Origin of the sequence: Mesorhizobium sp. C372A, assembly GCF_030323245.1 — a bacterium.
Lineage (GTDB): Bacteria > Pseudomonadota > Alphaproteobacteria > Rhizobiales > Rhizobiaceae > Mesorhizobium.
The window spans coordinates 3532008-3558816 of record NZ_CP100475.1 but is presented as its reverse complement, the minus strand read 5'-3'; the positions used below and the strand labels follow the sequence as shown (position 1 = coordinate 3558816).

Below are 26809 nucleotides of genomic sequence, written 5' to 3'. Positions count from 1 at the left end.
CGAACCCTGAATGGCGTTCACCATGGCCTTGCCGGCGCCGATTGCGCGCCCGTGGCAGACGCAGTAAAGCGATTTCCGGACGCACGCAAGAACAGGTGGACACCGATCGGATGAGGCTGCCGTGGCTGGGAAAATCCCGGAAAGCCGACCGGACACCATCGTCCGCCGTCATTTATCATACGGAAATCATCGCCGACATCCTGGTGCCCGAACGCGCCGAGAATGTTCGCTTCTTCAGCCGCAAGCTGGTCCGCGCCGGCAAGTTGCGCACCTTCAACAACAGGGATTTCCGCGAGCTGCTGCTGGCCGCCTTCTATCTCGGGGTCGCGGCATTGCTGCCGGTCAATTGGTGGGCCGCGATCTGCAGCCGCGTATCGGGACTGCGCCTCAAGCGCCACATCCGCAAGGATTTCGTGCGCTACGCCGCCGCGACGCGCGCCGTGCTCGGCAATGGCATCGATGCGCAAAGGCAGTTCAGGGCCTTGCTCTGCGCCAACCACCGTCGGCGTCTGCTGCTTGCCGCGCATCTCATCGGCCGCCGGTGGTCGCCTGATATCCGGCTGGAAGGCCTGGAAGGTCTGGAAGCGGCGCTGAAGCGCGGCCACGGCGCTATCATCTGGTGCGATCAGTTCACGGCCCAGACCATAATCGGCAAACGCGCTCTCCATGAAGCCGGAATCGAGACACACCAGCTCAGTGTCAGGGCTCACGGCATATCCGATTCGACCTTCGGCTTGCGCTTCCTGAACCCGCCGATGGTTCGGGTCGAGAACCGTTTCCTGAAAAGCCGGATCGTGTTCGACCGCAGCGACGCCTACCAGGTCACCGGCCGGATCCAGAAGATCCTTGGCAGCAACGGCGTGGTGTTGGTGACCAACACGGTGCATGCCGGCTCGACATTCACCGAAGTCGGCCTTGGCGAGAGCGGCTGGACCCACCTCGCCTCGGCGCCGACGAATTTCGCTGCCAGAGGCAAGGCGGCGCTGTTTTCCATGTCGACCTTCGAGACCGATCCGTTCCGCCAATACCGCGCCGTCCTAAGTCCCGAACTGGTGCCGGCCCCGGCAGAGGCCGGCGAGCCCGCGACCAGAGCCGGCGGCGCCAAGAACACGGCGCTTCAGGCCGAGTACATATTGCTCAAGCGCGACCGCTTGCTGGAGGCGTTGAAACTCTATCCCGAGCAAATGATGGTCTGGTCCGGCGCCGACCGGTTCACCGAACGGCCGGAAACCGCCTTGCCCGACGAGGGTGGTTCATGATTTTGCGCCGGCCAGCAGGCTGGCAACGGCGGTGACGATCTCAGCCACTGGAAGTGTGGCGTCGGCCGTCAGCGCCCGCTCGTCGGCGCCAGGCGGCTCAAGGATGGCGAACTGGCTTTCGACCAGGCTTGCCGGCATGAAATGGCCCTTGCGGTTGGCGACACGCTGCTTGGCGGTTGCGGGATCGATCTTCAGATAGATGAAATCGATATCCCGGCGGAAGCCACGCAGACGATCGCGGTAGCTGCGCTTCAGCGCCGAGCAGGCGGCAACCACGCTTTGGCCGCTGCCGGTCAGGTCGGCGATCCGCTCGCCGATGGCATCGAGCCAGCCCTCACGCAGTTGATCTGTGAGCGGCTCGCCGCTCGCCATGCGGGCGACGTTTTCGGGCGGGTGCAGCCTGTCGCCTTCGACAAAGACGGCCCCTTCCTCTGCTGCCAATGCCTTGCCGACAGCCGATTTTCCGCAGCCGGCGACGCCCATCACCACAATGGCCCGAGGCACTGAGCCGGTAGCGCCCATTGGCGCCTTTGCGGTCTTTTCGTCCACGGTCAGCGGCTTGCCGGCGCGCGGCCGTAGAGCAGGAGCATGGCAACGATGACCAGGCCATAGACGATCTGCCGCCCCGCCTCCGGCATCTGCATGACCGAAAGGATGGACTGCAGGAGCGTGATCAGGATGACACCGGCGACGGTGCCGAGATAGGAGCCGCGGCCACCCAGGATCGAGGTGCCGCCCAGAACCACGGCGGCGATCGACGGCAAGAGATAGGCATCGCCCATCGATTGCGCCGCCTTGGAGGCATAGCCGGCGAGAAGCACCCCGCCAAAGGCGGACAGCCCGCCTGAGATAGCGAAGGCGATCATCACCACGCGCCTTGTATCGATGCCGGAGAGATAGGCGGCACGCTCGCGGTTGCCGATGCCGTAGACGGTGCGGCCGAAGCTGGTGCGGGACAGCACGAACACCATCGCAGCGCCAATCAGCGCCCAGATGATGACGGCGTTAGGCACGCCAGGAATGGTAAAACCTGTCGCAAGATAGCGCATGGCGCCGGTGGCCGAATCCTGTGGCGAGTAGCCGCCGGTATAAACGACCATGAGCCCTTGCGCGACAGCGTTGGTGGCGAGCGTGATGATCATCGAGGGTATGCGCAGATAGGCGACGCCAAAGCCGTTGACGATGCCGATCAGCACCCCGCAGAAGATGCCGAACGGGATGGCCAGCGCCACACCGATCGGGCCATAGGCCGCAGCCGCACACGCCATCATCGCGCCCGCCGCCACCGCCCACGGCACCGACAGGTCGATCTGGCCTAGCAGGATGACCAGCATCATGCCTGTGGCGATGACGCCGAGGAACGAGGCCACCTTGAGCTGCTGCAAGAGATATTCAGGCGACAGAAAGCTCCTGGAATAGAGGCTGCCTAGGAACAGCAACAGCACGATGCAGGCGAAGGCCGTCAGCACCGCCGGATCGGCGCGGCGGATGAATTTCGGCATGCGGCCGGCTATGCCGCCCAACGTCGTTTCGCTCACAGGAACCACTCCAGCCGGTTGCGGACCCGAAACAGTGCGAAGGCGCCGAGGCTGACCGCAACCAGCAGGATAACGCCCTGGAACAGTGGCTGCCATAGCGGGTCGAAATCGAACACGAACAACAGGTCGCCGATGGTGCGGAAGGCCAAGGCGCCGAAGATGGCGCCGATGGCGCTGCCTTTGCCGCCGAACAGCGAGACGCCGCCCAGCACCACCGCGGCAATCGAAAACAGCGTATAGGCGTTGCCGCTGGCATAGGCTGCATCGCCGGTATAGGTGAAGAAGGTCAGGAACAGTCCGCCGATCGCGGCCAACAGGCCTGCGAGCGCGTAGGCAGCGAACTTGCCGCGCCTTATCGGCACACCGGACATGTAGGCCGCCGTCTCCGAGGACCCGGCCGCATAGGCCGCGCGCCCGAGCACCGAGCGGCTGAACGGCACCCAGACCACGAGCACGACGGCGAGCAGCACGACCAGGCTCGCCGGCACCACGCCGAACAGGCGTCCGGTCAGCGCGTCGGCGAGACCTTCGTTGACCGAACCACCGGGAAACGGCCTGAGCAGCAGCGCGATGCCGAAATAGACCGCACCCGTGGCGATCGTGGCGACGATCGGCTGCAGGCGGCCGTAGATGACGATGGCGCCGTTGATCGCCCCGCAAAGGAGCCCGGTGCCGAGCACGGCGATGACGCCGAAAGCGGTCTCGAGGCCGGTGCCGATGACCACCCAGGAGGCGAGGCAATTGGTCAGCGTGAAGATCATGCCGACGGAGAGGTCGATGCCGGCGGTGATCACGACCAGTGTCTGCGCCATGGCGACGAAGGCGAGCAGCACGCCCTTGTTGGACGCCGTCTGCACGACATTGGCGGTGAAGCCCGCCGGATGGTTCGAGGTGTAGATGACGAACATGACAATGAATATGCCGAGTGCCATCAGTGTTCCGCGCTGCTCGGCCAGCCAGTAGCGCCACTCTTTCACGCGTCCGCTCCCTGTCTTGCGCCGGCATCGTCTCTCGCGCCGCCGTCATCGCCGTGAATGTTGAGCGCGCTTGCAATGAGCGCCCGCTCGGTGATCTCGGCCCCGACCAGCTCGCGCTTGACCGCGCCGTCATAGAGCACCAGCACGCGGTCGCAGCAGCCGATCAGTTCGTCATAGTCGGTCGAATAGAACAGGATCGCCGCCCCCGCATCCGCCAGCTTGCGCATCAGTTGATAGAGTTCCTGCTTGGTGCCGACGTCGATGCCGCGCGTCGGATCGTTGAGCAGGATGATACGCGGCTGGCGCATCAGCCATTTGGCGATGACCACCTTCTGCTGGTTGCCCCCCGACAGCGCACCGACCGGAATGTCGAGGCCGGCCGTCTTGATCGCCAGCAGCCCGACCATGTCGTCGATCAGCCGCTGTTCGGCGGCGCGGTCGATGATGCCGGCCTTGGACAGCCGGTCTAGGGCGGCAAAGGACAGGTTCTCCCGCACCGTCATCGGCAGCATCAGGCCTTCGGTCTTGCGGTCCTCCGGGATCAGCGCCATGCCGATGCGGTCGTCGCGCGCCGCTTGGGGGCTGGCGATCGAAACAGGCTTGCCGTCGATAAGGATCTGGCCGCCGAGGCCGCGCAGCACACCGAAAAAGGCAAGCAGCAATTCGCGCTGGCCCTGGCCGTCCAGGCCGCCAAGGCCGACGACCTCGCCTGCCCCGACCGTCAGCGAGACATTGTCCAGCCGGTCCGTCCAGGACAGCTTGCGCGCCTCCAGCACGGGAACGGCGGCGGCTGCGGTGCGCGCGGGTTTCGGCGGGAAAATATGGCTGTATTCGCGCCCGATCATCAGTTCGACGACTTCGTTGTCGCTCTTTGTGCCTGCCTTGTAGCTGGCGACATTGCGGCCGTTGCGAAACACCGTGCAGTGGTCGGCAAGCTCGGCGATCTCGTTCATGCGGTGCGAAATGTAAAGCAGCGCCAGCCCTTCCGAGCGCAACCGCTTGAGCACGCTGAATATCCTGGCGACGTCCGTCGCGGTCAGCGCCGAGGTCGCCTCGTCGAGGATCAGGATGCGCGGCTTCCTGGCCAATGCCTTGGCAATCTCGACCATCTGTCTTCTTGAAAGCGGAAGATCCTTGACCAGCGCCAATGGATGGATGTCGGCCGCACCTGCGCGTGCCAGCGCATCCTCGGCAATGCGGCGCTGCGCCTTGCGGTCGATCATGCCGAAACGCTTCGGCGGATCGGAGATGACGATGTTGTCGGCAACGCTGAGTTCGGGAACCAGCGACAGCTCCTGGAAGATGCAGACGATGCCGGACTTGTTTGCAGCAGCAGGCGAAGCGAACGTCACCTCGCTGCCGTTCAGCATCATGCGGCCTTCGTCGGGCGCGACGACGCCCGCCATGACCTTGATCAGCGTCGATTTGCCGGCGCCGTTTTCGCCGAGAATGGCGTGGATGCTACCGGACGAGACCGAAAGCTCGGCCTTTTCCAGCGCCCGCACACCACCATAGCGCTTGGATATGCCTTCCATCCGGAAGAGCGGAACCGCACCGTCCATCGGCCCTCCCGAGGCAGTTTGACTTCAAGGGATATCGAGTGGCCGGCGCCGCGGAGATCCCGCGGCGCCGGATATGCCGCCTATTGGTCAGCCCTATTGGTCAGCTTTGGTCTGACCCATAATTTCCTGCGCGGTGAAATTGATGCCGCAGGTCGGGAAGGAATTGCCGACGAAGAAATTGTCGGACTGGTCGGGGAAGAAATCCTGACCGGCCTTGAAGTTCGGATCCTCGACGATCGCCAGCGGCAGCTTCACCGCTTGCGGCACGACGTTGCCTTCGAGCGCGGCAATCGCCGTCTTGATGGCGACCGCGACCTGCGCCGGACCGGTGCCGGCCGATGAGCATTTCAGCCCGTCGCCGGCATGTGCCGCGCAGAACTTGCGGAAACCGTTCTCGGTCTCGCCGCCGAACGGCACGAAAGCATGCTTGGCATCGATCATCGCCTGCACGATGCCGGTGTCGCCGCCTTGCCCGGTGATACCGTCGAACGGACCGTTGGTGGCAATGGCGTCGGCCGTGGCCTTCTGTGCCACGCCGTCGTCCCATTTGCCGACCACCTCGGTGACGTCCCATTTCTTGCCGGAGGCATCGAGCGCTTCATGGATGCCGTTGTGACGGTCGGTGTCCACGGAAGTTCCGGCAACGCCGCGCACTTCGAGCACCTTGCCGCCATTCGGCACATGGCCGACCAGCCATTTGCCCCACAATTCGCCAAGGCCCTTCTGATCGACATTGACGTTGATGGCGTCCTTGGTATCGAGAATATTGTCGAAGGCGACGAGGATGACGCCAGCTTCCTTGGCGCGCTTGATGACCGGCCCGAAAGCGGTCGGGTTCTGGGCGTTGACGACGATCGCGTCATAGCCGGAATCGATGAAGTTGTTGATCGCCGAAATCTGAGCCGGCACGTCCTCGCCGGTCGAGACGACCTTGAATTCCTTCAGTTTCGCGGCGACCTCCGGCTGGGCCGCATAGGCCTTGGCGGTCTGCACCATCTGGATGCGCCAAGTGTTGGCGATATAGCCATTGGCGAGCGCGATGCGGTATGGGCCGTCTTTCTTGGGGAACTTGAAGAACTGCGTATCAGCCGCCCAGGGCGCAAAGCAATCCGGCTCAGCCGACGGTCCCTTGACAACTTCCGGGTCGGCCATGGCCGACGAACTCAGCATGACGAATGCAGTGGCGGCAACGATGCCACCAACAAGTGACTTGATCATAGATATTCCTCCCAGTTGTAGTTTTATTTGCGGCTGCTTGTTTATTTGATGCTGTTTGTCGTGGTGTGTTTTCCACGCCGAAGGCCCTCCAGCCTGGCCGGCGCCACGTCTCAAGGGCCCGAAGCCGGCCCGATCCCCTCCCCCTCGCCGCTTCACAGGCGAGAAACGAAACTAGCATATTATACATAATAAACAAGCATGAGCTGTTGCTTATGTATAATAAACAGGGGCGGCCTTTCATCAAAACGTCTGCCCGACGAAAATGGTAGCGCTACCATGACGTTGTGTAAAGCACCATTTGCTGAGGCAGCCAAAGCGTGTTCAGCGTGCGGTGCTCTCGCGGGGCTTGAGTTCGAAACCGAGATCGACGACCCGCTGCTCAGGCCTTCGTCCTGCGATCGCCGCCAGCGCCATGGCGACAGACCGACGGCCGATTTCATAGCGAGGGGTGCGGATACTGGTGAGCGGCGGGAACGCCGCCTGCATCATTTCGAGGTCGTTGAAGCCGACAATGCCGATTGTTTTCGGCACGTTGAGCGCGGCGCTATGGCATTCGAACAAAACGCCGAGCGCGATGTCGTCATTGTTGCAGAAGACGCCGTCGAGCGCCGGCATCTTGGCCAGCGCATCGCGAAGCAGCTCGCGGCCGAGCGTCACGCTGGACAGTAGCGGAGTGGTGGTGACGAGCCGCGGGTCGAACAGGCCGGCCTTCTCCATTGCCGCGCGATAGCCGGCAAGCCGCCGCTGCGAGCGCGGGTCCATGCGTGCGCCGATGAAGCCGATCCGCCGGCAGCCCGCCTCGATCAGATGCTCGGTCGCGGTGCGGCCGCCGTCGAAATGCGAGAAGCCGACCAGCATGTCGACCGGATCGGGCCCGGTCTCCATCACCTGCACCACCGGGCAGCCCGCGCTCTCCAGCAGCTTTCGCGAGGTCGGCGTCTGGTCGATGCCGGCCACGATCAGCGCCGCCGGGCGCTGCGGTGCGAACACCTGCAGCAGGCGCTCCTCCTCGAGGCCGGAATAATGGGTGTTGCCGAGCTGGACGCGGAACGGGCCGTCCGACAGGCTGTCATAGATGCCGCGCACCACTTCTGCGAAGACGTTGTTGGTCAGCGACGGCACCAGCACGCCGAACACATCGGCGCGCGCCGAGGCCAGTGCCCGTGCATTGGGATCCGGGACATAACCGAGTTCGTCGACGGCGGCCTGGATCTGGCGCCGCAGATCCTGGCTGACGCGTTCCGGTTCGCGCAGCGCCCGCGACACGGTAATGGCGCCGACGCCGGCCTTGCGCGCCACATCTGATAGGGTCGGGCGGCCGCCCCCGCGACGCGAGCGCGGCTTGGTCATGGACATCCTCCACGTGCCGGGCCCCGGCCGCTGCGCCCTTGCGAAACCATGTTCAGCTTTTCCACTGCCACCATGCCAACCGGCTGCTGCCGCACCCACTCGCCTGCTGGCGTCGCGCAGCCAATCGCCCTTGTCAAGCAACAGGGCAATCCTGCCTTCCTAAGCCATCAGGGCAGCACTGCGTTTTGCTTTCCACAGCAGCAGCCCGATGGCCACTATGTTCAGCAAGTTCCACGCGATCCCGTTGAGGAACGCGGCGGCGTAAGAGCCGGTCAGGTCGTAGATCCAGCCCGACATCCAGCCACCGATCGCCATGCCGAAGATGGTCGCCATCATGACGATGCCGATACGCTGGCCGGCCTCCCTGGCGGGCAGGTATTCGCGCACGATGATGGCATAGCAAGGCACGATGCCGCCTTGCGACAGGCCGAACACCAGCGACACGACATAGAGCGAGGCAAGCCCGTCGAACGGGATGTAAAACAAAAGCGACAGGCATTGCAGCACGGAACCGATAAGCAGGGTTTTCACGCCGCCGATGCGGTCGGCGACAAAGCCGGAGGCGAGCCGGCTGACGACGCCCGCCGCCATCATGATCGACAGCATGTCGGCGCCATGCGCAATGCCGTAGCCAAGATCCATGCAATAGGCGACGATGTGCACCTGCGGCATCGACATCGCCACGCAGCAGCCGAGACCGGCAACGATCAGCAGCACCTGTAACGCCGCCGGCGACAGCGAAATCGACTGCACTGGCCGGCTTCCGGGCGAACCGGCGGCAGCCGCCGCCGGAGCAGCGCGCCGCAACAACAGCACCAGTGGCACCATGGTGACCAGGCAGAAGACACCGATGCCGGCATAGGTGAAGCGCCAGCCTTCCGCCTTGATCAGTGTCGGCATGATGGTTGGCCAGAGCGCTCCGGCGAGATAGTTGCCAGCCGCCGCAGCTGTGACGGCGACGCCGCGCCGACGGTTGAACCAGTGCGAGATGTCGGCGATCAGCGGCCCGAAGATCACCGATGTGCCGACACCAATCAGCACGCCCTGGGCAAGGGTGAATTGCAGGATAGAGGTCGACAGCGCGGCGAGCAGCAGGCCGGCGGCGAGAGCCACCGAGGATAGCAGTGCCGGGATCCAATACCCCATGCGATCGACCGCGCGGCCAACCAGCACATTGCCGGCGGCGAAGCCGACCATGGTTGCGGTGTAGGGCATCGATGCCGCGGCGCGGTCAACGCCGAACTCGGCCTGCACGGCCGGCAGCACGACGACGACGGCCCACATGCCGACCGCACCGATCGTCGCCAGCAGCATGGAGATGGCAAGCCGCATCCAGGCGTAGCTGCTGTCGATGCCGGGGCTATCCGCCTGATTGGCGACGATCGGGGTCAAGGCGTTTCCTGTCTACGGTCCTGGGAAGTCGACCGTTGTGTCGCCACTATCGGCGCATTCACCGCGACGGGCAGCGCCACAGGGCCATGATCCGTGGCTCCAGCGGCCCGGCGGCTTTCTCGGGAACCGGCGGCGGCCTGCTCGAGTTTTTGCGACAGGAAGGAGTTTGTCATGACCGCGAAAAAGAAATGGTCGGCCGAGGTGACCGAGCACAGCGATGCGATGGACCTCGAGGACCACATCTTCGAAGCCGACGACGCCAGGAAGATCGCGGCCTCGCTCAAGCGCTCGGCCGAGCACAGCGACCGCCGCAAGGCCGAGCCGTTTCAGTCGGCCATGTCGATGCTGAATTTCTACATCAACCGCGCCGGCAAGAACCTGCCGCAGGCGCGCCGGAAAGTGCTCGAGGACGCCAAGGACGAACTGCGCGCGGCCTTCGGAAGGCCGCAGCAGGATTAATGCATGTCGCTCAAAAGTGGCGCCGGTTTTGAGACAACGACATGCAAAGACCTAAGCGCGTCGACTTAGTCCGTTCAAACGGGACGCGCTTTAGCGCTCCCGATTGGCTCTGCCAAATTCACCTCAACTGGACCTAGTGACAGGTCCTCTTTCCCCTCAGTTTGCCGGCCTCGGCTTTGTGTTTCCCCGAGCCCTTTGAAGTAGCGGCATGACGGTCAAGATCGGCATCAATCCCATCACCTGGAGCAATGACGATGTTCCCGCACTCGGCGGCGATACGCCGCTCGCGACATGCCTGTCGGAAACCAGGCAGGCCGGCTATCGCGGCACCGAACTCGGCGGCAAATTCCCCAGGCGAAGCGACGAGCTTGGACCGATCCTGTCTTCTTACGGACTGGAACTCGTCTCCGGCTGGTATGACGGCCGCATTCTGGACCGCACGGTCGACGAGGAATTCGCCGCCCTCACCTCGCATCTGATCCTGCTGCGCGACCTCGGCGCCAAGGTCGTCGTCTATGCCGACACCTCGCGCGGCCGTCATGACGGCATTTTCGCGCCGATCTCACAGCGTCCGCGCCTCGCTGACGGCGAATGGACCGCCTATGGCGAGAAGCTGACCGAACTCGCCGACCGCATGGCTGCCTTCGGCGTCGGCATGGCTTTCCATCACCATATGGGCACGATCGTCGAGAGCGATGACGAGGTCGACAGGCTGATGGCCGCAACCGGCAAGAGCGTCGGCCTGCTGTTCGATACCGGCCATTGTCTGTTCTCAGGCGGCGACCCGGCCTCCCTCCTGAACCGGCATCTCGACCGCATCGTGCATTTCCATTGCAAGGACGTCCGCGCGGCCGTGCTGGAGAAGGCACGGCGCGAGGACATGAGTTTCATGGCGGCAGTGATGGAAGGAATCTTCACCGTGCCCGGCGATGGCTCCGTCGATTTCCTGTCGCTGCTGCAGCCTCTGGCCAGCCATGGCTTCGAAGGCTGGATCGTCGTCGAGGCCGAGCAGGATCCGGCCAAGGCACACCCCTTGACCTATGCCACGAAAGGTTACGCTTCGCTTCTCAAAACGGCCTGCGCGGCCGGGTTCGACGTGGCAATACGAGACATGGCCTAACCACCGCCGGGGGGCTGGTGGTTGGGCCGGTTGGGCGCGCGCCTCGGTAGGGGTAGCGACGCGAAAGCGCCCGGCGATCCGCGCCGCCGCCCTCCCTTGGCGGCGCGGATCGCACAGTTCTTGGCATCGAAATTTTTGCCCCCGAGTTGCCGGCCCGGCGTTTCCAGCTTGAGGCTGGGGACGAGGCATGCCTTGATGCAGATGGAGGAGCGACATGGCATTCGAGGCGGCACTCGGCATGGAACGGCTTTGCACCATCCGTGAGATCGCCGAGAAGGCGGAACTCGGCGCGGCAACCGTTCACCGCGCGCTGAAGAACAGCCGCGAGGTCCGTCCCGAAACCAGACGGCTGGTGCTGGAGACTGTCTGCCTGCTTAACGAAGAGAAGATCGCCCGCGCCGCCAGGTTGGTCGGAGACTAGCTTGGCCGACCATATGCGCCTTTCCCTCGACATCATGTCGGTCGACCGCGGCTCGGACGAACCGATGCACCGGCAGATCTACGGCGCCTTGCGGCGCTTCATCCTCGACGGCCAGATCCAGCAGAACACGCTGCTTCCTTCGACACGCTCGCTGGCCGAGGATCTCAAGGTCGGCCGCAACACGGTGATCGCCGCCTACGACCAGCTGCTCGCCGAAGGGTTTATAGAGGCGCGCGCCGGGTCCGGCACCTGGGTGGCGCCGATCCAGCAGAAACGCCCGCCGGCCGCGCTGCGCGCCGGCCTCGCCGCCCCGCAAAAACTCTCGCGGCGCGGTCAGACCATCGTCAACGGCCCGCAGCCGCCACGCAATGCCGGCGTCATCAACTTCCATCCGGGCGTGCCGGAATCGGCATCCTTTCCCTTCACCATCTGGTCGAGCCTTCTGGTGCGCAATGCGCGCAGCCGCGATGAGAATTTGCTCGGCTATATCTCCTTTGCCGGCCATCCCGGCCTGCGCCAGGCCATCGCCTCGACCATAAGCCTGTCGCGCGGCATCAATTGCACCGCCGACCAGGTCATCATCGTCACCGGCGCGCAGGCAGCACTCGACCTCGCTTCGCGCGTGCTGATGGACGAAGGCGACCATGTCTGGATGGAGGAGCCCGGCTATCTCGGCGCCAAGAGCGCCTTTCTCGCCAGCGGCGCGCAGCTTGCGCCCTTGAAGGTCGATCGCCTTGGATGGCATCTCGCAGACCCAGAGCTGCCGCCGCCGCGCCTGATCTATGTGACGCCATCCTGCCAGTGGCCGTTCGGCACCATCATGCGCATCGAGGAACGGCTGCAGCTGCTCGACATCGCCGAGCGCCACGGCGCCTGGATCGTCGAGGATGATTATGACGGCGAGTACCGGTACCGTGGCCGGCCGGTACCGGCGCTGCGCGGCCTCGATCACGCCGACCGGGTCGTCTATATCGGCTCCTTCGGCAAGACGCTGATCCCGGCGCTCCGCATCGGCTATCTCATCGTGCCGCGCGAACTGTCGGTCCCCTTCGACCGCGCCGTCTCGATCACCGGCCAGTTCGCGCCGCTGATCCTGCAGGCGACGGTCAACGACTTCATCACGCAAGGCTATTTCGCCACGCATCTGAAACGCATGCGCCGCCTTTATGCGCGCCGGCAGGCCAATTTCGTAAAACTGTGCCAGGAGCATCTGGCCGAATGGCTGACTGTGACCGAGAACGATTCCGGCATGCAGCTGCTGGCCAGTTTTATCCGACCCTACAAGGACAGCGACGTCGTCGCCGCTGCCGTCAAGGAGGGCCTCGACGTGCAGGGCATCTCGATCAACTACCATTCGAGCGAGCCGGAACACGGCCTGCTGCTCGGCTATGCCGCGATGGACGAACGCCAGATCCTGCGCGCAGTGCTGGCGCTGCGCGCCGCCTTTATGCGACTGGACCGGCAATAAGCCGGTCCAACGCGGCTCTTCAATTCACGCTGTCGAATTTCTGCAGGTCCACCGGTGCTGCCTTGCGCACCTCGACATCGTCCAGCGAGGCATTCTCCAGCGCCACACGGGCCGCCGCATCGATGTTATGGATCATGTCGTCGATGTCGGCGTCGCCATGCGCCGGATTCATCGCGATCATCACCGTGCGGTTGAGGATGTCGAGAGAACCCTTGCCGAGGTCGTCGGCATAGGTCAGCCGCAGGCCCTTGTTTTCCGGCAGCGTGTACGGATTGAGCGCCGGATGATGCGCGCCCTCATGCATCAGCACCTGGTCCCACTGGGTGAAATTGTGGCGGCCGGTCTTGCCGGCAATGACGCTCGGAATGATCTTCGAAAAAGTCTGCGCCGCCTGTTCGCTGGGCAGCAGATACATTACCTGTGCCGCGCAATCGTCGTCGGGGCTGTTCATCGGCGACGGCGTCAGGCCGAGATTGCCGAGATGGCGCGTGCCGGCCAGCACCTTCTTCTTCTCCGCCCGCATCGCCTCGATGATGCCGTCCAGACGGTCGAGCTGGACATTGAGCATTGCACCCATCAGTTCCGAGGCGCGCGCCCCGATGCCGGCGAACGGCTTGATGCTGTCGCTGCGGCCCTGCCAGTAGAAATGGCAAGGGTCGATGGCGCAGCGCGCGCGCTCGGCCACTTTCGGATCGCTGGTGGCGATGCCGCCGCCCTCGCCCGACGTGATGTTCTTGAAGTAGTTGAAGGAGTAGGCGCCGGCATGGCCGATGGAGCCGAGCTTCTTGCCCTCATAGCCGCCGCCAATGCCCTGGCAGACATCTTCCAGCACGAGCAGACCGCGTTTTTTAGCGATATCCATGATCGCGTTCATGTTGCAGGCCGCACCCCACATATGCACCGGGATGACCGCCTTGGTGCGCGGGCCGATGGCGTCGCGCAGAGCGGCCGGGTCAATGGTCAGGCTCTCGTCGATGTCGACAATGACCGGAATGGCGCCGACCGACAGCACTGCCGTTGCGGTCGCCATATAGGTGTGCGCCGGCACCAGCACCTCATCGCCCGGGCCGATGCCGAGGCCGATCAGGCCGGCGGCGAGCCCATAGGTGCCGCTGGCGGCCAGCGCAAAATGCTCGACGCCGAGATGCCTGGCATAGCGGGCCTCGAAGCGGTTGCACTCGCTGTTCTCGCTATAGCGAAACAGCGCACCCGAGCGGATCACCCTGGCAATGGCTTCGATCTCTTCTTCGCCGGCAGTGTACATGGCAAGTCTCCACATCGCTGATGGTATGAAAGCAGTACGCCTGCGGCCGCTGTTTGAAAGAACCACTCCGCTGCGATCTGACCAAGCCATCCCGGTTGCTTGATGGCCGGGTTTGACGCCGAATGTGGGCATATCGAATGAAATCGACATTCCAGAATGCAGGCCCGCGGAAAAATCGTACCCATCCGAATTCGTCGAAGTGGCCCTGTCGGAAAGCCGGCATTGGGCGTTCCATCGCGTCCAGTTGGGCAAACGGTCGGTTCCATGCAGCACGGGACACACTTTGGAAGACCCTCGAAACCGGCGTGCCGGCAAGATGGTGGCCCGCAAGATGGTGGCCGGCAAGATGGTGGCCGGCAAAACGGTGGCCGTCCATGACGCGACAGCTCGTCCTGCATGAAGACGATGTCGGCATGTGCCATGGCGCCAACAGCGCCTTCCTCGAACTGACCGCACACGGCGCCTGCAGCTCCGGCGCCGTGATGGTGCCGTGCCCATGGTTCCCTGAGATGGCCGAAGCGGCAGCCGCCGATCCCCGGCTCGATCTCGGCGTCCACCTGACGCTGAACAGCGAAAAGCAGCACTACAAATGGCGGCCGCTGACGTCGCCGTCGCGCGCGGCCGGCCTGACGGACGAGTTCGGCTATTTCTGGCCCGATGTAGCGACCACCCGCCGCAAGGCAGCACCGCAAGCGGTGGAAACCGAGCTTCGCGCGCAGATCGACACCGCCTACCGCGCCGGCATCGACGTCACTCATCTTGACGCCCATATGGGGGCAGCGCTGTCGCCGGAGTTTTGCGACGTCTACATCAAGCTCGGCCTGGAATATCGGCTGCCGGTGCTGTTGACCAAAATGCTGTCGGCCTATTCGCCCAACGACAATCTGGTCGGCGTCACCGAAGCGGCGTTCCAGCGCGGCGTCACTGGAGCCCGCGCCAAAGGCTTTGTCATCTTCGACGCCGCCATTCAGACGACCTGGGGCCGTCCACGCTCCAAGCCGATAGAGCCAGCCTACAAGGCATTGGTCGGAGGGGTCCGTGAAGGCCTGACCTTCTTTTGCCTGCACTTCAACGCGCCGGGCGAGCTCGAACTGATCGAGCCGCGCTCCGCCTATATCCGCACCGAGGAATATGAACTCTTCCGCGACCAGGCTTTTCGCGACTGGCTCGGCGCGCAGGACATCGACATCATCGGCATGAAGCCGTTGCGCGAGGAACTGCGTGCACGGCTCGGGGCATCGACACCGGCAAAGGCCCGCAAAGCGGCCACCCGGTCAGCGCCGTAAGCCGATCCGTCGGCCGAGGCGCAAAGAGGGAATTGGAACTGCAACGACAATGGGAGAATGACATGAAGACTGTTCTGAAACTGGCGCTCGGCGCGCTTGTCTCGATGAGTATGCTGGCGGGCGTCGTGCAAGCGGCCGGCCTGAAGGATCCCAAGGATGTCCGCATCACCTTCGTGGTGCATGGCTCGGCCTCCGATCCCTACTGGTCGGTGGTCAAGCGCGGCGTCGACGATGCGGCGGCGCTCACCGGCGCCAAGGTCGAATATTATGCGCCGCAAGTGTTCGACGTGGTCGAGCAGGCCCGCCTGCTCGACGCGGCCATCGCCACCAATCCAGACGGCATCGCCGTCTCCATTGCCGACGCCAATGCACTTGGTAAATCGGTCAAGGCCGGACTTGCCGCCAACATTCCGATGGTCGTCCTGGATTCCGGCGAGAAGGAAGGCGCCGAACTCGGCACCTCTCTCTACGTCGGCACAGTCTCCGAATATGATTCCGGCAAGAAGGCGGGCGAGCGGCTGGCCAAGGAAGGCACGCTCAAGGTCGTCTGCATCAACCACGAGGTCGGCAATGTCAGCCTCGACCAGCGCTGCCAGGGGTTGAATGACGGGCTGAAGCCGTCAGGCGGCGGCACCGAGGTGCTTACCGTGTCGCCCGATCCGGCCGACATCCAGCGCCGCACCGAGGCCTATCTGTCGGCGCATCCCGACACCCAGGCGGTGTTTGCGCTCGGCGCCACCGCCGCCAATCCGCTGATCCCGTTCTTCCGGCAGAAGGAACTGTTCGGCAAGATCAAGCTCTACACCTTCGACATCAGCCCCGAAGTCCTGGATTCCGTCGTCGCCGGCGAAATGGGCTTCGGCATGGACGCCCAGCAATATCTGATGGGATACCTGCCGGTGATCTATCTGGTCGAGCATGCCACACATGGCTTCTGGCCGCAGAACAACGCCTACACCGGGCCGCTGTTCATCGACTCGCCCGACAAGGCCAAGGCGATCCTGGCGCTCGCCAAGGACGGCATCCGCTAAGGCAAGACCAAAACGGATCGGGGAGCCGCCATGCGCTCCCCGTCTCTGGTCGAGATTGCGAAGTGAGCGATTGGGGAGCCTAATGGCTGTTGTGGAAGACAAGGCGATACCTCCAGAAGCGCCGGCCCCCGGGGTACTGGGCAAGGACCGTTTCGGCATGACGTCGAAACGGGCTGCCGGCACTGACGAGCGGCTGGCCAGCACCGGCCGGCTGACGCAATGGCTGCGCCGGCCCGAAGCCGGTGCCGCCGGCGGCCTCATCGCCACCGTCATCATCTTCGCCCTGCTGCCGGGTGCGTCGAACCTCTATTCGCTACAGGGGTCGATGACCTTCCTGACGCTGGCAGCCGAACTCGGCATCATCGCCACGGCCGCAGCCCTTCTCATCATCGCCGGCGAGTTCGATCTCTCCGTCGGCTCGATGGTCGGCTTCGCCGGCGTCGTCATCGGCCTGACCGTCAAATACTGGGGCTTGCCGCTGTGGGGCGGCATCGCCTGCGCCTTCGCTGTCGCCATCCTCACCGGCTACGTCAACGGCCTGATCGTGGTGAAGACCCGCCTGCCCTCCTTCATCGTGACGCTGGCGTCGCTCTACATCCTGCGCGGCCTGTCGATCGGCATCACCCGCGCCGTCACCGGCCGCACGCAGATCCCCTACATCCTCGACGGCGCGCCGGACCCGGCAACCGCGGGCCTGTTCAACGGCCATCTCCTGACCGGCTTCTTCCAATGGATGGGCACGCAAGGTTGGATCGCCACCCGCACCGACGGCATTCCCTTCGTCGTCGGCATTCCGATGTCGATCGTCTGGTGGCTCGGACTGACAGCGCTTGCCGGCTATGTCTTGACCCAGACCAAATACGGCAACTGGATCTTCGCCACCGGCGGCGACCTCAATGCCGCCCGCAATGTCGGCGTGCCGGTCGACCGGGTTAAGATCGCGCTGTTCATCTACACCGCCTGTGCCGCGACCTTGCTTGCCACCATCCAGGTGATGGAGGCCGGCTCCGCCGACACCACGCGCGGCCTGCTCAAGGAATTCGAGGCGATCATCGCCGCGGTCATCGGCGGCGTGCTGCTCACCGGCGGCTACGGCACCGTCTATGGCGTGCTGTTCGGCGCGCTGATCTTCGGCCTGGTGCAGATGGGCATCTTCTACACCGGCATCGACACCGACTGGTTCAAGGTCTTCCTCGGCATCGTCATTTTGATGGCCGTGCTGGTCAACAACTACATCCGCCTCAAGGCGCTCGGACGCGGAGGCGGCAAATGACCTACCCAAACCCGTCCCCGGCCATCCAGCCAGCCATGGAATTGCGTGGTGTGTCGGTCAATTTCGGCTCGGTGCGCGCGCTGCAGGATATCGACATCAAGGTCTATCCCGGCGAGGTGCACTGCTTGCTGGGCGACAACGGCGCCGGCAAGTCGACGCTGATCAAGGTTCTGTCGGGCGTGCACCGGCCGACCAAGGGCGAGATTTTCGTCGACGGCAAGCCCGTCACGTTCCGCAGCCCGCGCGACGCGCAGGACCTCGGCGTCGCGACGGTCTTCCAGGACCTCGGCATGATCTCGCTGATGTCGATCACGCGCAATTTCTTCCTCGGCCGCGAGCCGACCAGAAGCCGCCTGCCCTTCTCGCGCTTCGACAAGGAGCGCGCCAACACAATTGCCCGCCAGGCGATGGCCGATATCGGCATCGACGTGCGCGACCCGACGCAGGCCGTCGGCACGCTGTCGGGCGGCGAGCGCCAATCGGTGGCAATCGCGCGCGCAGTCCACTTCGGCGCAAAGGTGCTGATCCTTGACGAGCCGACCTCGGCGCTCGGCGTGCATCAGGCGGCCATGGTGCTGAAATTCATCATCGAGGCGCGCATGCGCGGGCTGGCGGTGATCTTCATCAGCCACAACATCCACCACGCCTACCCTGTCGGTGACACTTTCACGCTGCTCAACCGCGGCCGCAATCGCGGCACATACGCAAAGTCCGAGATCTCGCGCGACGAGGTGATTTCCATCATGTCGGGCGGCGAGGATCTGAAGGCGGTGGAAGCTGAGATTGCCGGGCTGTTGGCGCAGATCGGCAATCGGCCGGCCGCCGCACCCTGAGCCTGGAACACTTTGCAGAGAGTTTTAGCAGCATGAGCAGGATACGGGTTGGCGTTATCGGCGCCGGCATGATCTCGCAGGTCGAGCATATTCCGAATCTGTTGCGGCTCGGCGACCTGTTCGAACTGGTCGGCGTCGCCGACCCGTCAAGGATTTCGCGGGAATATGTCAGCGAAGTTCACGGCATCGCCAATTTCGAAACGCCGGAGCAACTGTTCGACCATAAGCTCGACGCCGTCGTGATCGGCTCGCCCGACCCGCTGCATCAAGAGCAGGTGCTGGCCGCACTGGGGCGCGGCCTGCATGTCTTCTGCGAAAAGCCGCTCTGCTATTCCCCGGCGGAAATCGCCGAGATCATCGCCGCGCGCGATAAGGCCGGCAAGGTCATGCAGGTCGGCTATATGAAGCGCTTCGATCCGAGCTACCGGCTGGCGCTGGCCTCGCTGCCCGGCACGGCAAAGACGTTGCGGTCCGTCTCGGTCGAGGTTAACGATCCCGATGCCTGGCCGTTCATCGCCCACCAGCGCTACAAGCGCGGCAACGACATTCCCGAGGAGCTGATTGCCGCCGCGCAAGCCAGGCAGAAACAACAGGTCGAACGCGCTATCGGCCAGCCTTTGAACGATCTGGCTTTCCGTGGATTTACCGCCGCTTACAGCTCCGCCTTGATTCACGATGTGAATGCCGTACACGGCCTGCTCGACGCGCTCAGCGTGCCGGATGGCGAGGTCGTCGGCGCGCAGATCTTCGCCAATGGCGATGGCGGCCAGGGCGCAGTAAAACTGCTCGACGGCCAGGCGCTGTGGACGATGACGCATCTCACCGTGCCGAAGCTCGCCGACTACAAGGAACGCATCACGCTGTTCTTCGACGCTGCCAGCCTCGAGCTCGAATTCCCCTCGCCCTGGCTCAACCATCACCCGACCCGGCTGACTGTGAAGACCTCGGACGGCCACACACTGTCGACGAAGGATCTGCGCGCCGGCTACGGCGAAGCCTTCGTCGAGGAACTGCGCGGCTTCTGGGGTGCGATCGTCAATGGCGACGAGGTGGTCAACCGCCCTGAGCACGCCGCGCGCGACCAGGCGCTGCTGATCGCGCTGACCAGGCAGCATTTGGCCACTTCGCAGGCCGGCTGAGCGCTCGCAGGATGTGTTGAGATTCAGGTCAGGCCGCGCCGAAAACATTGGGTTCGAGAACCGGAGCGGAGCGTACTTAAGTACGTGAGCACCGGAAGCGCAGAAAGCCGGCGTTTGCAGGCCCGCCTCACCTGCATTTCAGCACATCCTACCGGGTGTTGATGACGCCGTCTGTATTGGCGAGCAGCTTGCGCACCGCGTTGCGGGCCGCCTCCGGCCGCTGCAGGCGGATGGCCTTCTCGATCGCCTCGTGCAGTTGCTGTGCATGCTGCAGATCGTCGAGTTCGCGCGTCGTATAGGTGAACAGATGATCGAAGGCGGATTCGATCAGCACGCCGAGCGGCACCAGCAGGTCATTGCCGGAGGCACGCAGGATGGCCAGATGGAAACGTGTGTCGGCGCGCGTGCGCTCCTGCAGGCTCGACGCCTCGCCCATCTCGCGGCAGGCCTGGCTGATCTCGGCCATCTGCTCCTCGGTGCGTCGCATGGCTGCGAAGGCAGTCGCTTCCGGCTCGATGATGTGGCGGAATTCCTGCACCGTCTTCAGGAACACCTCACGGTCGGGCGCGGTCGCGTACCAGGCGAGCACATCGCGATCGAGCAGGTTCCAGCGCTCCCTGGGCTCCACCCAACTGCCGATCTTGGGGCGCGACGCCAAAAGGCTTTTGGCCATCAGCATCTTGATCGCTTCGCGCACCGCAGAGCGACTGACGTTGAAGGTTTCGGACCATTTGGCTTCATTGGGCAGGATGGTGCCTGGCGGATAGTCGCCGCGCACGATCCGAAGCCCGATTTCGCTGGCCAGCGAGGCATGCACGCTGGTGCCGGGCATCCGGGTGGCGTCAGCCCGGCGAAGGGTCGCCGGGCGCTCGCCGGATGCCGCCTTTTCAGGCTTCTTTCCCTTATTCGGCTTTCCGTCCCTCATGCGTCCACAAAGTCCGGATTTCGAAAGCTGTCAAGCAAAGGACGGGACGTTGACGGCAAAGCCTGCGGCTGTGCACAGATCAGGTCGCAACCTTGCCCCCGGCCGTCCTATTTGACGTATTTGCGCCAGCTGTGCTCGGGACGGAAGCCGAGCATGTCCCTGGCCTTGCGGTTCGAGAGCAGCGTTTCATATTCGCCGAGATCCGCCTTGACCGGCACGTCGGGGTAAAACCGCTTCAAAAGTTCGGCCGTCGGCAGGTCGGACGAGGTGTCGTCATTGGCGGCGTTGAACACCTGGAAGCCGAGCCCGTCCGTTTCAACGGCGCGCAGCGTGATCTGGCCGAGATCGCGCGCGTCGACATAGCTCCAGGCGATGCGCTTGCGAAAGCCCGGATCGGCAAACCACTTCGGAAACAGCGAATATTCGTGCGGTTCGATGACGTTGCCGATGCGCAAGGCATAGATATCGGTGCCGTTGCGCTGCGCAAAGGCGCGCGCCGTGTGCTCGTTGACGACCTTGGACAGAGCATAGCTGTCCATCGGATCGACGTCGTATTCTTCGTCGAGTGGGAAATATTTGGGATCGCGCGGCTCGTTGGCGAACACCACGCCGTAGGTGGTCTCGCTGGACGCGATCACCACCTTCGGGATGCCGAGCTTCACCGCCGCCTCGATGACGTTGTAGGTGCCCATCGCATTGATGCGGAACGCCTCATTGTCGGTCGTGATCATGATGCGCGGTATGGCGGCGAAATGCACCACGGCATCGACCGGCTGCGGGCGCAGCGACGGATCGAATTCATGCAGGCCCATATAGCTCGACAGCGCGTTGAACACCTGGCCGCTGTCGGTGATGTCGGTGATCAGCGTGCGCACCTTGGGATTGTCGAGCGGCCTGGTGTCGATGTTGAGCACCTGGCAGCCCTGTTCGACCAGATATTGCACGACATGGCGACCGGCCTTGCCGCTGCCGCCGGTGAACATGATCCGCTTCGTCATTTTCGTCTCCAATGCCTAGGATTTCCGTGTATTGTCAGACAATATGGCATTCCGCAACCACCCTCGCCCGCCACACGGCGGCGCCCACTATCAATCATCGCAACAGGACTTCAAGACATGACCACGACCGCCGCGAGCGAAAAGATCGGCTTTATCGGCCTTGGCCTGATGGGGCACGGCATTGCCAAGAACATCGTCGACAAGGGCTATGGCCTGACCTTCCTCGGCCGCAAGAACCGCAAGCCGGCGGAGGACCTGATTGGCCGGGGCGCCAAGGAGGCGGCGACTTCGCGCGACGTGGCGGCGGCGTCCGACATCGTCTTCATCTGCGTCACCGGCTCGCGCGAAGTGGAAGCCATCATCCGCGGCCCCGGCGGCCTCAAGGAGGGCTTGAAGAAGGGTTCGGTCGTCGTCGACTGCTCGACCGCCGATCCGGTCTCGACGGTGGCGCTGGCGGCGGAACTGAAGGAGATCGGCGTCGACTTCGTCGATGCACCGCTCAGCCGCACCCCGAAGGAAGCCTGGGAAGGCACGCTCGACGCCATGGTCGGCGCGCCCGACGCGCTGTTTGCCCGTGTGAAGCCGGTCATCGAAACCTGGGCCGGCCGCATCGTCCATATTGGCGATACCGGTGACGGCCACCGCATGAAGCTGCTCAACAACTTCATCTCGCTGGGCTATGCCGCGATCTATTCCGAGGCGCTGGCGCTGGCCGAAAAGGTCGGCATCTCGCCACCGCGTTTCGACAGCGTCATCCGCAACGGCCGCATGGATTGCGGCTTCTACCAGACCTTCATGCGCTGGACGCTGGAGGGCGACCGCGACGCGCATAAATTCACCATCGCCAACGCCTTCAAGGACCTGACCTATCTGGAATCGATGGCGGGTGCGGCCGGCATCGCCAACCCGCTCGGCAACGCCACCAAGAACTCCTTCGCCGGTGCCTATGCCACTGGCCCGGCCGAGCAATTCGTGCCGATGCTGGCGACATATATCGGCAAGGTCAACGGCGTCGACCTGATGCCCAGCAAGGACGGCAAGAAGCAGACGATTTGAAGGCGGCGAAAAGCCTGTGTCAGCGCCTCGACCGGCCGATAACATCGTCGGTGTTGGCGAGCAGTTTGTGCACCGCATTGCGCGCGGCCGCAGGACGCTGCAGGCGGATGTTCTTCTCGATCGCCTCATGCAGCGCCTGCGCCCGCCGCTGATCGCTGGTCTCGCGTGTGACGAAGACAAAGAGATGATCGAGCGCCGACTCGATCAGAACGCCAAGCGGCACCAGCAGATCGTTGCCCGAGGCGCGCAGTATGGCGAGGTGAAAACGCGTATCGGCGCGGATACGCTCCTGCAGGTTCAGAGCCTCGCCCATCTCACGACAGGCCTGGCTGATCTCGTCCATCTGCTCGTCGTTGCGCCGCGTGGCGGCAAAGGCCGACGCTTCCGGCTCGATGATGTGACGGAACTCCTGCACCGTGCGCAGGAAGGCTTCCCGGTCCGGCCCGGTCGCGTACCAGGCCAGCACATCGCGGTCGAGCAGGTTCCAGCGTTCCCTAGGCTCGACCCAACTGCCGATCTTGGGCCGTGAAGCCAGCAGGCTTTTGGCCATCAGCATCTTGATGGCTTCGCGCACCGCCGAACGACTGACATCGAAGATCTCGGCCCATTTGGCCTCGTTGGGCAGAATGGTGCCGGGCGGATAATCGCCGCGCACGATTCTGAGGCCGATCTCGCCGGCCAGCGAGACATGGACGCTCGCTCCCGGAAAATGGGCGGCACCGGCCCTGCGCATGACAGCCGGACCGCGGCTGGCTTGTGCCTTGGCCCGCTCGGTTCGCTTCTTTGATTTCTCGTCCGGCATTCACGTTCCAATGCGTCGGCCGTCTGCGTCCGGACTGGTCCGAACCTGCACGGCGCGCCGATCTCGTTGCCGAAAATCCAAACTACAGACGCGTCAAAGCCGGAGCCTGCTGCCCCAACCGTTGCGTCCGTCCGGGAAGAGACGGGGCGCCCGTCAAAGGGCGCCCCGAAATCGAGAACCTACTTCTGGATGCAGGTGTCGACCGTGTCCTTTGTGCATTCGTCGAGGCCGGTGAACACCGGATCGGCGACGGCCTTGCCTTCGACCAGATCGATCATCACCGACGGTGCCTTGTAGCCCATTTCGAACGGCCGCTGACCAACCAGAGCGGTTACAAGGCCGTCACGGGCGATCGCCACTTCATCGCCGATCGTATCGGCGGCGCCGATGACGAAGTCGTTGCTGGCGATGCGGTCCTTGAGCGGCCCGAACAGGTCGCGATAGGGCTGCGGTGCGCCAAACAGCGGCCAGCCGCCCATGATGCCGAAGGCGTCGAGCTTGGGATTGGCGGCGAGGATGTCGGTCATCGCCTGCACGCCCTTGGCGCCGTCGTCATTGGTGAACACCGGGCAACCGGCGACTTCGGTCCAGCCGCCTTCGCCGGCAAGTGCCGCCAGGCCTTCCTTGCCCGACAGCGCGTCACGCATGCCCTGCGCGCGGCGCAGGATGTTGTCGGCCGCGGGATTGCCTTCGATGGTACAGATCGTGCCGCCGTTCGGCTTGCCCTTCTTGATGTACTCGCCGATCTTGTGACCCATCAAATAGTTGTCGGTGCCGAGATAGGTCTTGCGCAGCGCGGCATCTTCCTTGCTGAGATCGGCGTCGAGCGTCATGATCGGGATCGTCGGATTGGCGGTCTTGATCGTCTGAGCGATCAGCGGCGCGTTGGATGGCGAAATCGCCATTGCCACCGTGTCGGCCTTGCTCAGCATGTCCTGAACGATCTGCGCTTCGCCGGCCTCGTCGGAGGTCGATGCCGGGCCGGTGTAGAAGCATTCATATTCCGAGCTGGCATTTTCCTTGTTCCATTTCTCGCAGCCCTGGTGGATGGCTTCGAAGAATGGATTGTCGAGACCCTTCACCACGATGACGAGCTGTTTCTTGGCCAAAGCCGGCCCGGCGCCCAGCGCCATGGCGGCGACGGCGGCGAGCAAAAGTGTTTTCCTCATGTCAGTCCTCCCTTGAAACAGACGGACACGGCGTGCCCGCCACACAGATCGACCGGATGCTTAATGACCGAGGTTCGTTTCACGAGCACTCGTGTCGCCAAGACAGATCGATAAGCATTTCCAGATGCGGCATTGGCCCGGCTCAACACAAGGGTGGCGCCGCAACCTCGACCGATAAACCTCCGCCGATTCCGCCCGGCTAACCGCCAGCGGCATCGGCATAATCTCCTCCGACGCTTAGCTAATATCGGCTTGCGGCCAACGTCAATGCTATTTGTCCTACAAAACGGATTTTTGGATAACCAAGGCTTCAATTCGTCCGACAATTGATTGACGAGCGCCGGCTTTTGCGTAAAAGAACGCTGACGCTGTTTCCGGGAGGAGATGGGGAGAGCGGGGCCAAAGCAGCGCCGGCATTCACGCCGGGAACAGCAGCGGGTCGCAAAACACGGGGAGGCAAAGACTGGTGGCGGTTCTCGAACTCACCAATATCTCGAGGCATTTCGGCGCCATCCAGGCGGTCAACGACGTATCGCTGTCGATCGAGCCCGGACAGGTGGTCGGCCTGATGGGCGACAACGGCGCCGGCAAGTCGACGCTGGTCAAGATGATCGCCGGCAATTTCCGCCCCAGCCATGGCGTCATGCGCATGGACGGCAAGGAGTTGATCCTGCACAAGCCGGCGGAAGCTCGCCAGCACGGCATCGAGATCGTCCACCAGGACCTGGCGCTGTGCAACAATCTGACCGCTGCCGCCAATGTCTATCTCGGCCGTGAATTGCGCCGCGGCTTCGGCCCTTTACGCATCCTCGACTATGCCGCCATGTACAAGCGCGCCGGCCAGCTCTTCGCCGAGTTGAAGTCCGAGACCCGTCCGCGCGACCTCGTCAAGCAGATGTCGGGCGGCCAGCGCCAGGCAGTAGCGATCGCGCGCACCATGCTGTCGCAGGCGAAGATCGTGTTGATGGACGAACCGACGGCCGCGATCTCGGTGCGCCAGGTCGCCGAAGTGCTGAACCTGATCCGCCATTTGCGCGACCAGGGCATCGCAGTGGTGCTGATCAGCCACCGCATGCCTGACGTGTTCACCGTCGCCGACCGCGTCATCGTCATGCGGCGCGGCCGCAAGGTCGCCGACAAGACGATTGCGTCAAGTTCGCCCGAGGAAGTCACCGGGCTGATCACCGGCGCCATCGAACAGGTTTGATCTCAGCGAATTTCACCACGCACAGCACATGAAGGTCGACGATGGCACTGACAATTGACCAGCCGATCGAACAAAAGCAGCAATCCTTGCCGGCAAGACTGTTTGCCAGCCAGACCTTCTGGGTGGTGATCGCGGTCATCCTGGCCTGCCTGTTCCTGTCTTTTGCCACCGACGCCTTCGCCACGTCGAAGAACCTTTACAACATCACCCGCAACATCACCTTCGTCGCCATCATCGCGCTCGGCATGACCTTCGTCATCATCACAGGTGGCATCGACCTGTCGGTCGGTTCGGTGCTCTGCCTGTCGTCGATGGTGCTGGCCGTCACCATGCATGCCGGCTACTCCATCGAGGTCGGCATCCTCGCCTCGATCGCCACCGCGCTCGCCATAGGCGCCTTCAACGGCATCATGATCGCCTATCTCGGCTTTCCACCCTTCGTGGTGACGCTCGGTATGCTGTCGATTGCCCGCAGCCTCGCCATGGTCGCCTCCAACAACACCGTCGTCTTCCAGTTCGGCCCGGATCACGACAAGCTTCTGGCGCTGGGCGGCGGTGCCTGGGTGTTCGGCATCGCCAATCCGGTGCTCTACATGATCCTTTTGGCGCTGATCACCGGCTTCACGCTGCGCTGGACCAAGTTTGGCCGCCACATCTTCGCCATTGGCGGCAATGAGCACGCGGCGACGCTGACCGGCGTTCCCGTCAAGCAGATCAAGGTCGCCGTCTATATGATCTCGGCGCTGGCGGCGGGCATTGCCGGCATCATCCAGACCGGATGGCTGGGCGCCGTCACCACCAATCTCGGAACCGGCATGGAATTGCAGGTCATCGCCGCCACGGTCATTGGCGGCGCCAATCTCGCCGGCGGCGTCGGCACCGCCTTCGGCGCTATTGTCGGTGCCGCGCTCATCGAAGTGATCCGCAACAGCCTTGGTCTGCTCGGCATCAATGCTTTCTGGCAAGGCGTGTTCATCGGCGGCGCCATCCTGCTCGCGGTGCTGTTCGACCGGATCCGCAACTTCAGGCGCAATGACTGAATGTTTTTGGACTGAACCTTTC

General features: G+C 63.7%; 26 protein-coding genes. 14 read left to right on the top strand and 12 right to left on the bottom strand.

Going from position 1 to position 26809, the window contains the following annotated elements; all coding sequences use genetic code 11:
• Positions 1-110: 110 nt before the first annotated feature.
• Positions 111-1259, top strand: coding sequence for a hypothetical protein (locus NLY42_RS16915; RefSeq protein WP_023753569.1), 1149 nt, complete (start codon positions 111-113; stop codon positions 1257-1259).
• On the opposite strand, the gene NLY42_RS16910 is transcribed toward NLY42_RS16915, so the two are convergent.
• From NLY42_RS16910 to NLY42_RS16880, 7 genes are all read right to left on the bottom strand, one after another.
• Entirely contained in the window at positions 1254-1808 is a 555-nt protein-coding gene (locus NLY42_RS16910) for a gluconokinase (protein WP_023673072.1), read from the bottom strand. The two genes, NLY42_RS16915 and NLY42_RS16910, sit on opposite strands and share 6 nt — an antisense overlap.
• Positions 1809-1810: 2 nt before the next feature.
• Positions 1811-2797 (bottom strand): ABC transporter permease, encoded by a 987-nt coding sequence (locus NLY42_RS16905; protein WP_023673071.1) that lies wholly within the window; start codon positions 2795-2797, stop codon positions 1811-1813.
• Positions 2794-3774 (bottom strand): ABC transporter permease, encoded by a 981-nt coding sequence (locus tag NLY42_RS16900; protein WP_023712083.1) that lies wholly within the window; start codon positions 3772-3774, stop codon positions 2794-2796. The genes NLY42_RS16905 and NLY42_RS16900 overlap by 4 nt, the downstream gene beginning before the upstream one ends.
• Positions 3771-5336: a sugar ABC transporter ATP-binding protein gene (locus NLY42_RS16895; RefSeq protein WP_023753570.1), complete on the bottom strand. Its 1566-nt coding sequence runs from the start codon at positions 5334-5336 to the stop codon at positions 3771-3773. Before NLY42_RS16895 ends, NLY42_RS16900 begins: the two co-directional genes overlap by 4 nt.
• Positions 5337-5429: 93 nt before the next feature.
• Positions 5430-6554, bottom strand: coding sequence for a sugar ABC transporter substrate-binding protein (locus NLY42_RS16890; RefSeq protein ID WP_023682221.1), 1125 nt, complete (start codon positions 6552-6554; stop codon positions 5430-5432).
• A gap of 321 nt (positions 6555-6875) precedes the next feature.
• Positions 6876-7904 carry an HTH-type transcriptional regulator GntR gene (gntR, locus tag NLY42_RS16885; RefSeq protein WP_023712085.1) on the bottom strand — a complete coding sequence of 343 codons (1029 nt, stop codon included), beginning with the start codon at positions 7902-7904 and terminating at the stop codon, positions 6876-6878.
• A gap of 159 nt (positions 7905-8063) precedes the next feature.
• Positions 8064-9236, bottom strand: a complete 1173-nt coding sequence (locus NLY42_RS16880) for an MFS transporter (protein WP_050587434.1) — start codon at positions 9234-9236, stop codon at positions 8064-8066.
• Between the two features lie 231 nt (positions 9237-9467).
• On the opposite strand from NLY42_RS16880, the gene NLY42_RS16875 reads away from it, so the two are divergent.
• The 4 genes from NLY42_RS16875 to mocR all read left to right on the top strand — a co-directional run bounded on the left by NLY42_RS16875 (position 9468) and on the right by mocR (position 12764).
• Positions 9468-9755, top strand: coding sequence for a DUF3175 domain-containing protein (locus NLY42_RS16875; protein WP_023673065.1), 288 nt, complete (start codon positions 9468-9470; stop codon positions 9753-9755).
• 208 nt (positions 9756-9963) lie between these two features.
• The gene (iolE, locus tag NLY42_RS16870; protein WP_023753571.1) at positions 9964-10875 is read left to right on the top strand and encodes a myo-inosose-2 dehydratase; all 912 of its coding nucleotides are present in this window, start codon (positions 9964-9966) and stop codon (positions 10873-10875) included.
• 214 nt (positions 10876-11089) lie between these two features.
• Positions 11090-11296: a LacI family DNA-binding transcriptional regulator gene (locus NLY42_RS16865; RefSeq protein ID WP_023673063.1), complete on the top strand. Its 207-nt coding sequence runs from the start codon at positions 11090-11092 to the stop codon at positions 11294-11296.
• Position 11297: 1 nt separating this feature from the next.
• Positions 11298-12764 carry a rhizopine catabolism transcriptional regulator MocR gene (mocR, locus tag NLY42_RS16860; RefSeq protein WP_023673062.1) on the top strand — a complete coding sequence of 489 codons (1467 nt, stop codon included), beginning with the start codon at positions 11298-11300 and terminating at the stop codon, positions 12762-12764.
• Positions 12765-12783: 19 nt separating this feature from the next.
• Here the strand turns inward: mocR and NLY42_RS16855 are convergent, their stop codons facing one another.
• On the bottom strand, positions 12784-14028 hold the full coding sequence (locus NLY42_RS16855; RefSeq protein WP_023753572.1) for a DegT/DnrJ/EryC1/StrS family aminotransferase: 1245 nt from the start codon (positions 14026-14028) through the stop codon (positions 12784-12786).
• A gap of 112 nt (positions 14029-14140) precedes the next feature.
• Here NLY42_RS16855 and NLY42_RS16850 point away from each other — a divergent pair, with 112 nt between their 5' ends.
• The 6 genes from NLY42_RS16850 (at position 14141) to NLY42_RS16825 (ending at position 19590) form a co-directional block, all read left to right on the top strand.
• A complete protein-coding gene (locus NLY42_RS16850; protein ID WP_031252846.1) occupies positions 14141-14428 on the top strand; it encodes a hypothetical protein in 288 nt (95 codons plus the stop codon).
• The gene (locus tag NLY42_RS16845) at positions 14403-15314 is read left to right on the top strand and encodes a polysaccharide deacetylase family protein (RefSeq protein ID WP_023753573.1); all 912 of its coding nucleotides are present in this window, start codon (positions 14403-14405) and stop codon (positions 15312-15314) included. The genes NLY42_RS16850 and NLY42_RS16845 overlap by 26 nt, the downstream gene beginning before the upstream one ends.
• 62 nt (positions 15315-15376) lie before the next feature.
• Entirely contained in the window at positions 15377-16345 is a 969-nt protein-coding gene (locus NLY42_RS16840) for a rhizopine catabolism ABC transporter substrate-binding protein (protein ID WP_023687959.1), read from the top strand.
• Positions 16346-16502: 157 nt separating this feature from the next.
• A complete protein-coding gene (locus NLY42_RS16835; RefSeq protein ID WP_023687958.1) occupies positions 16503-17618 on the top strand; it encodes an ABC transporter permease in 1116 nt (371 codons plus the stop codon).
• Entirely contained in the window at positions 17615-18451 is an 837-nt protein-coding gene (locus NLY42_RS16830) for an ATP-binding cassette domain-containing protein (RefSeq protein WP_023712088.1), read from the top strand. Before NLY42_RS16835 ends, NLY42_RS16830 begins: the two co-directional genes overlap by 4 nt.
• A 32-nt stretch (positions 18452-18483) precedes the next feature.
• Positions 18484-19590, top strand: a complete 1107-nt coding sequence (locus tag NLY42_RS16825) for a Gfo/Idh/MocA family protein (RefSeq protein WP_023687957.1) — start codon at positions 18484-18486, stop codon at positions 19588-19590.
• Between the two features lie 148 nt (positions 19591-19738).
• Here the strand turns inward: NLY42_RS16825 and NLY42_RS16820 are convergent, their stop codons facing one another.
• Positions 19739-20515: a FadR/GntR family transcriptional regulator gene (locus NLY42_RS16820; RefSeq protein ID WP_023687956.1), complete on the bottom strand. Its 777-nt coding sequence runs from the start codon at positions 20513-20515 to the stop codon at positions 19739-19741.
• 107 nt (positions 20516-20622) lie between these two features.
• Positions 20623-21513 carry an NAD-dependent epimerase/dehydratase family protein gene (locus tag NLY42_RS16815; protein ID WP_023699664.1) on the bottom strand — a complete coding sequence of 297 codons (891 nt, stop codon included), beginning with the start codon at positions 21511-21513 and terminating at the stop codon, positions 20623-20625.
• 117 nt (positions 21514-21630) lie between these two features.
• On the opposite strand from NLY42_RS16815, the gene NLY42_RS16810 reads away from it, so the two are divergent.
• Entirely contained in the window at positions 21631-22569 is a 939-nt protein-coding gene (locus NLY42_RS16810) for an NAD(P)-dependent oxidoreductase (RefSeq protein WP_023756378.1), read from the top strand.
• A 19-nt stretch (positions 22570-22588) separates the two neighbouring features.
• On the opposite strand, the gene NLY42_RS16805 is transcribed toward NLY42_RS16810, so the two are convergent.
• Together NLY42_RS16805 and NLY42_RS16800 are read right to left on the bottom strand one after the other, a co-directional pair.
• Positions 22589-23371 (bottom strand): FadR/GntR family transcriptional regulator, encoded by a 783-nt coding sequence (locus NLY42_RS16805; RefSeq protein ID WP_023673051.1) that lies wholly within the window; start codon positions 23369-23371, stop codon positions 22589-22591.
• 179 nt (positions 23372-23550) lie between these two features.
• Entirely contained in the window at positions 23551-24540 is a 990-nt protein-coding gene (locus NLY42_RS16800) for a sugar-binding protein (RefSeq protein WP_023673050.1), read from the bottom strand.
• Between the two features lie 466 nt (positions 24541-25006).
• Between NLY42_RS16800 and NLY42_RS16795 the strand changes: the two genes are divergently transcribed.
• Positions 25007-25747: an ATP-binding cassette domain-containing protein gene (locus tag NLY42_RS16795; protein ID WP_023673049.1), complete on the top strand. Its 741-nt coding sequence runs from the start codon at positions 25007-25009 to the stop codon at positions 25745-25747.
• Between the two features lie 41 nt (positions 25748-25788).
• A complete protein-coding gene (locus NLY42_RS16790) occupies positions 25789-26787 on the top strand; it encodes an ABC transporter permease (protein WP_023673048.1) in 999 nt (332 codons plus the stop codon).
• The last annotated feature ends 22 nt before the right edge of the window (positions 26788-26809 follow it).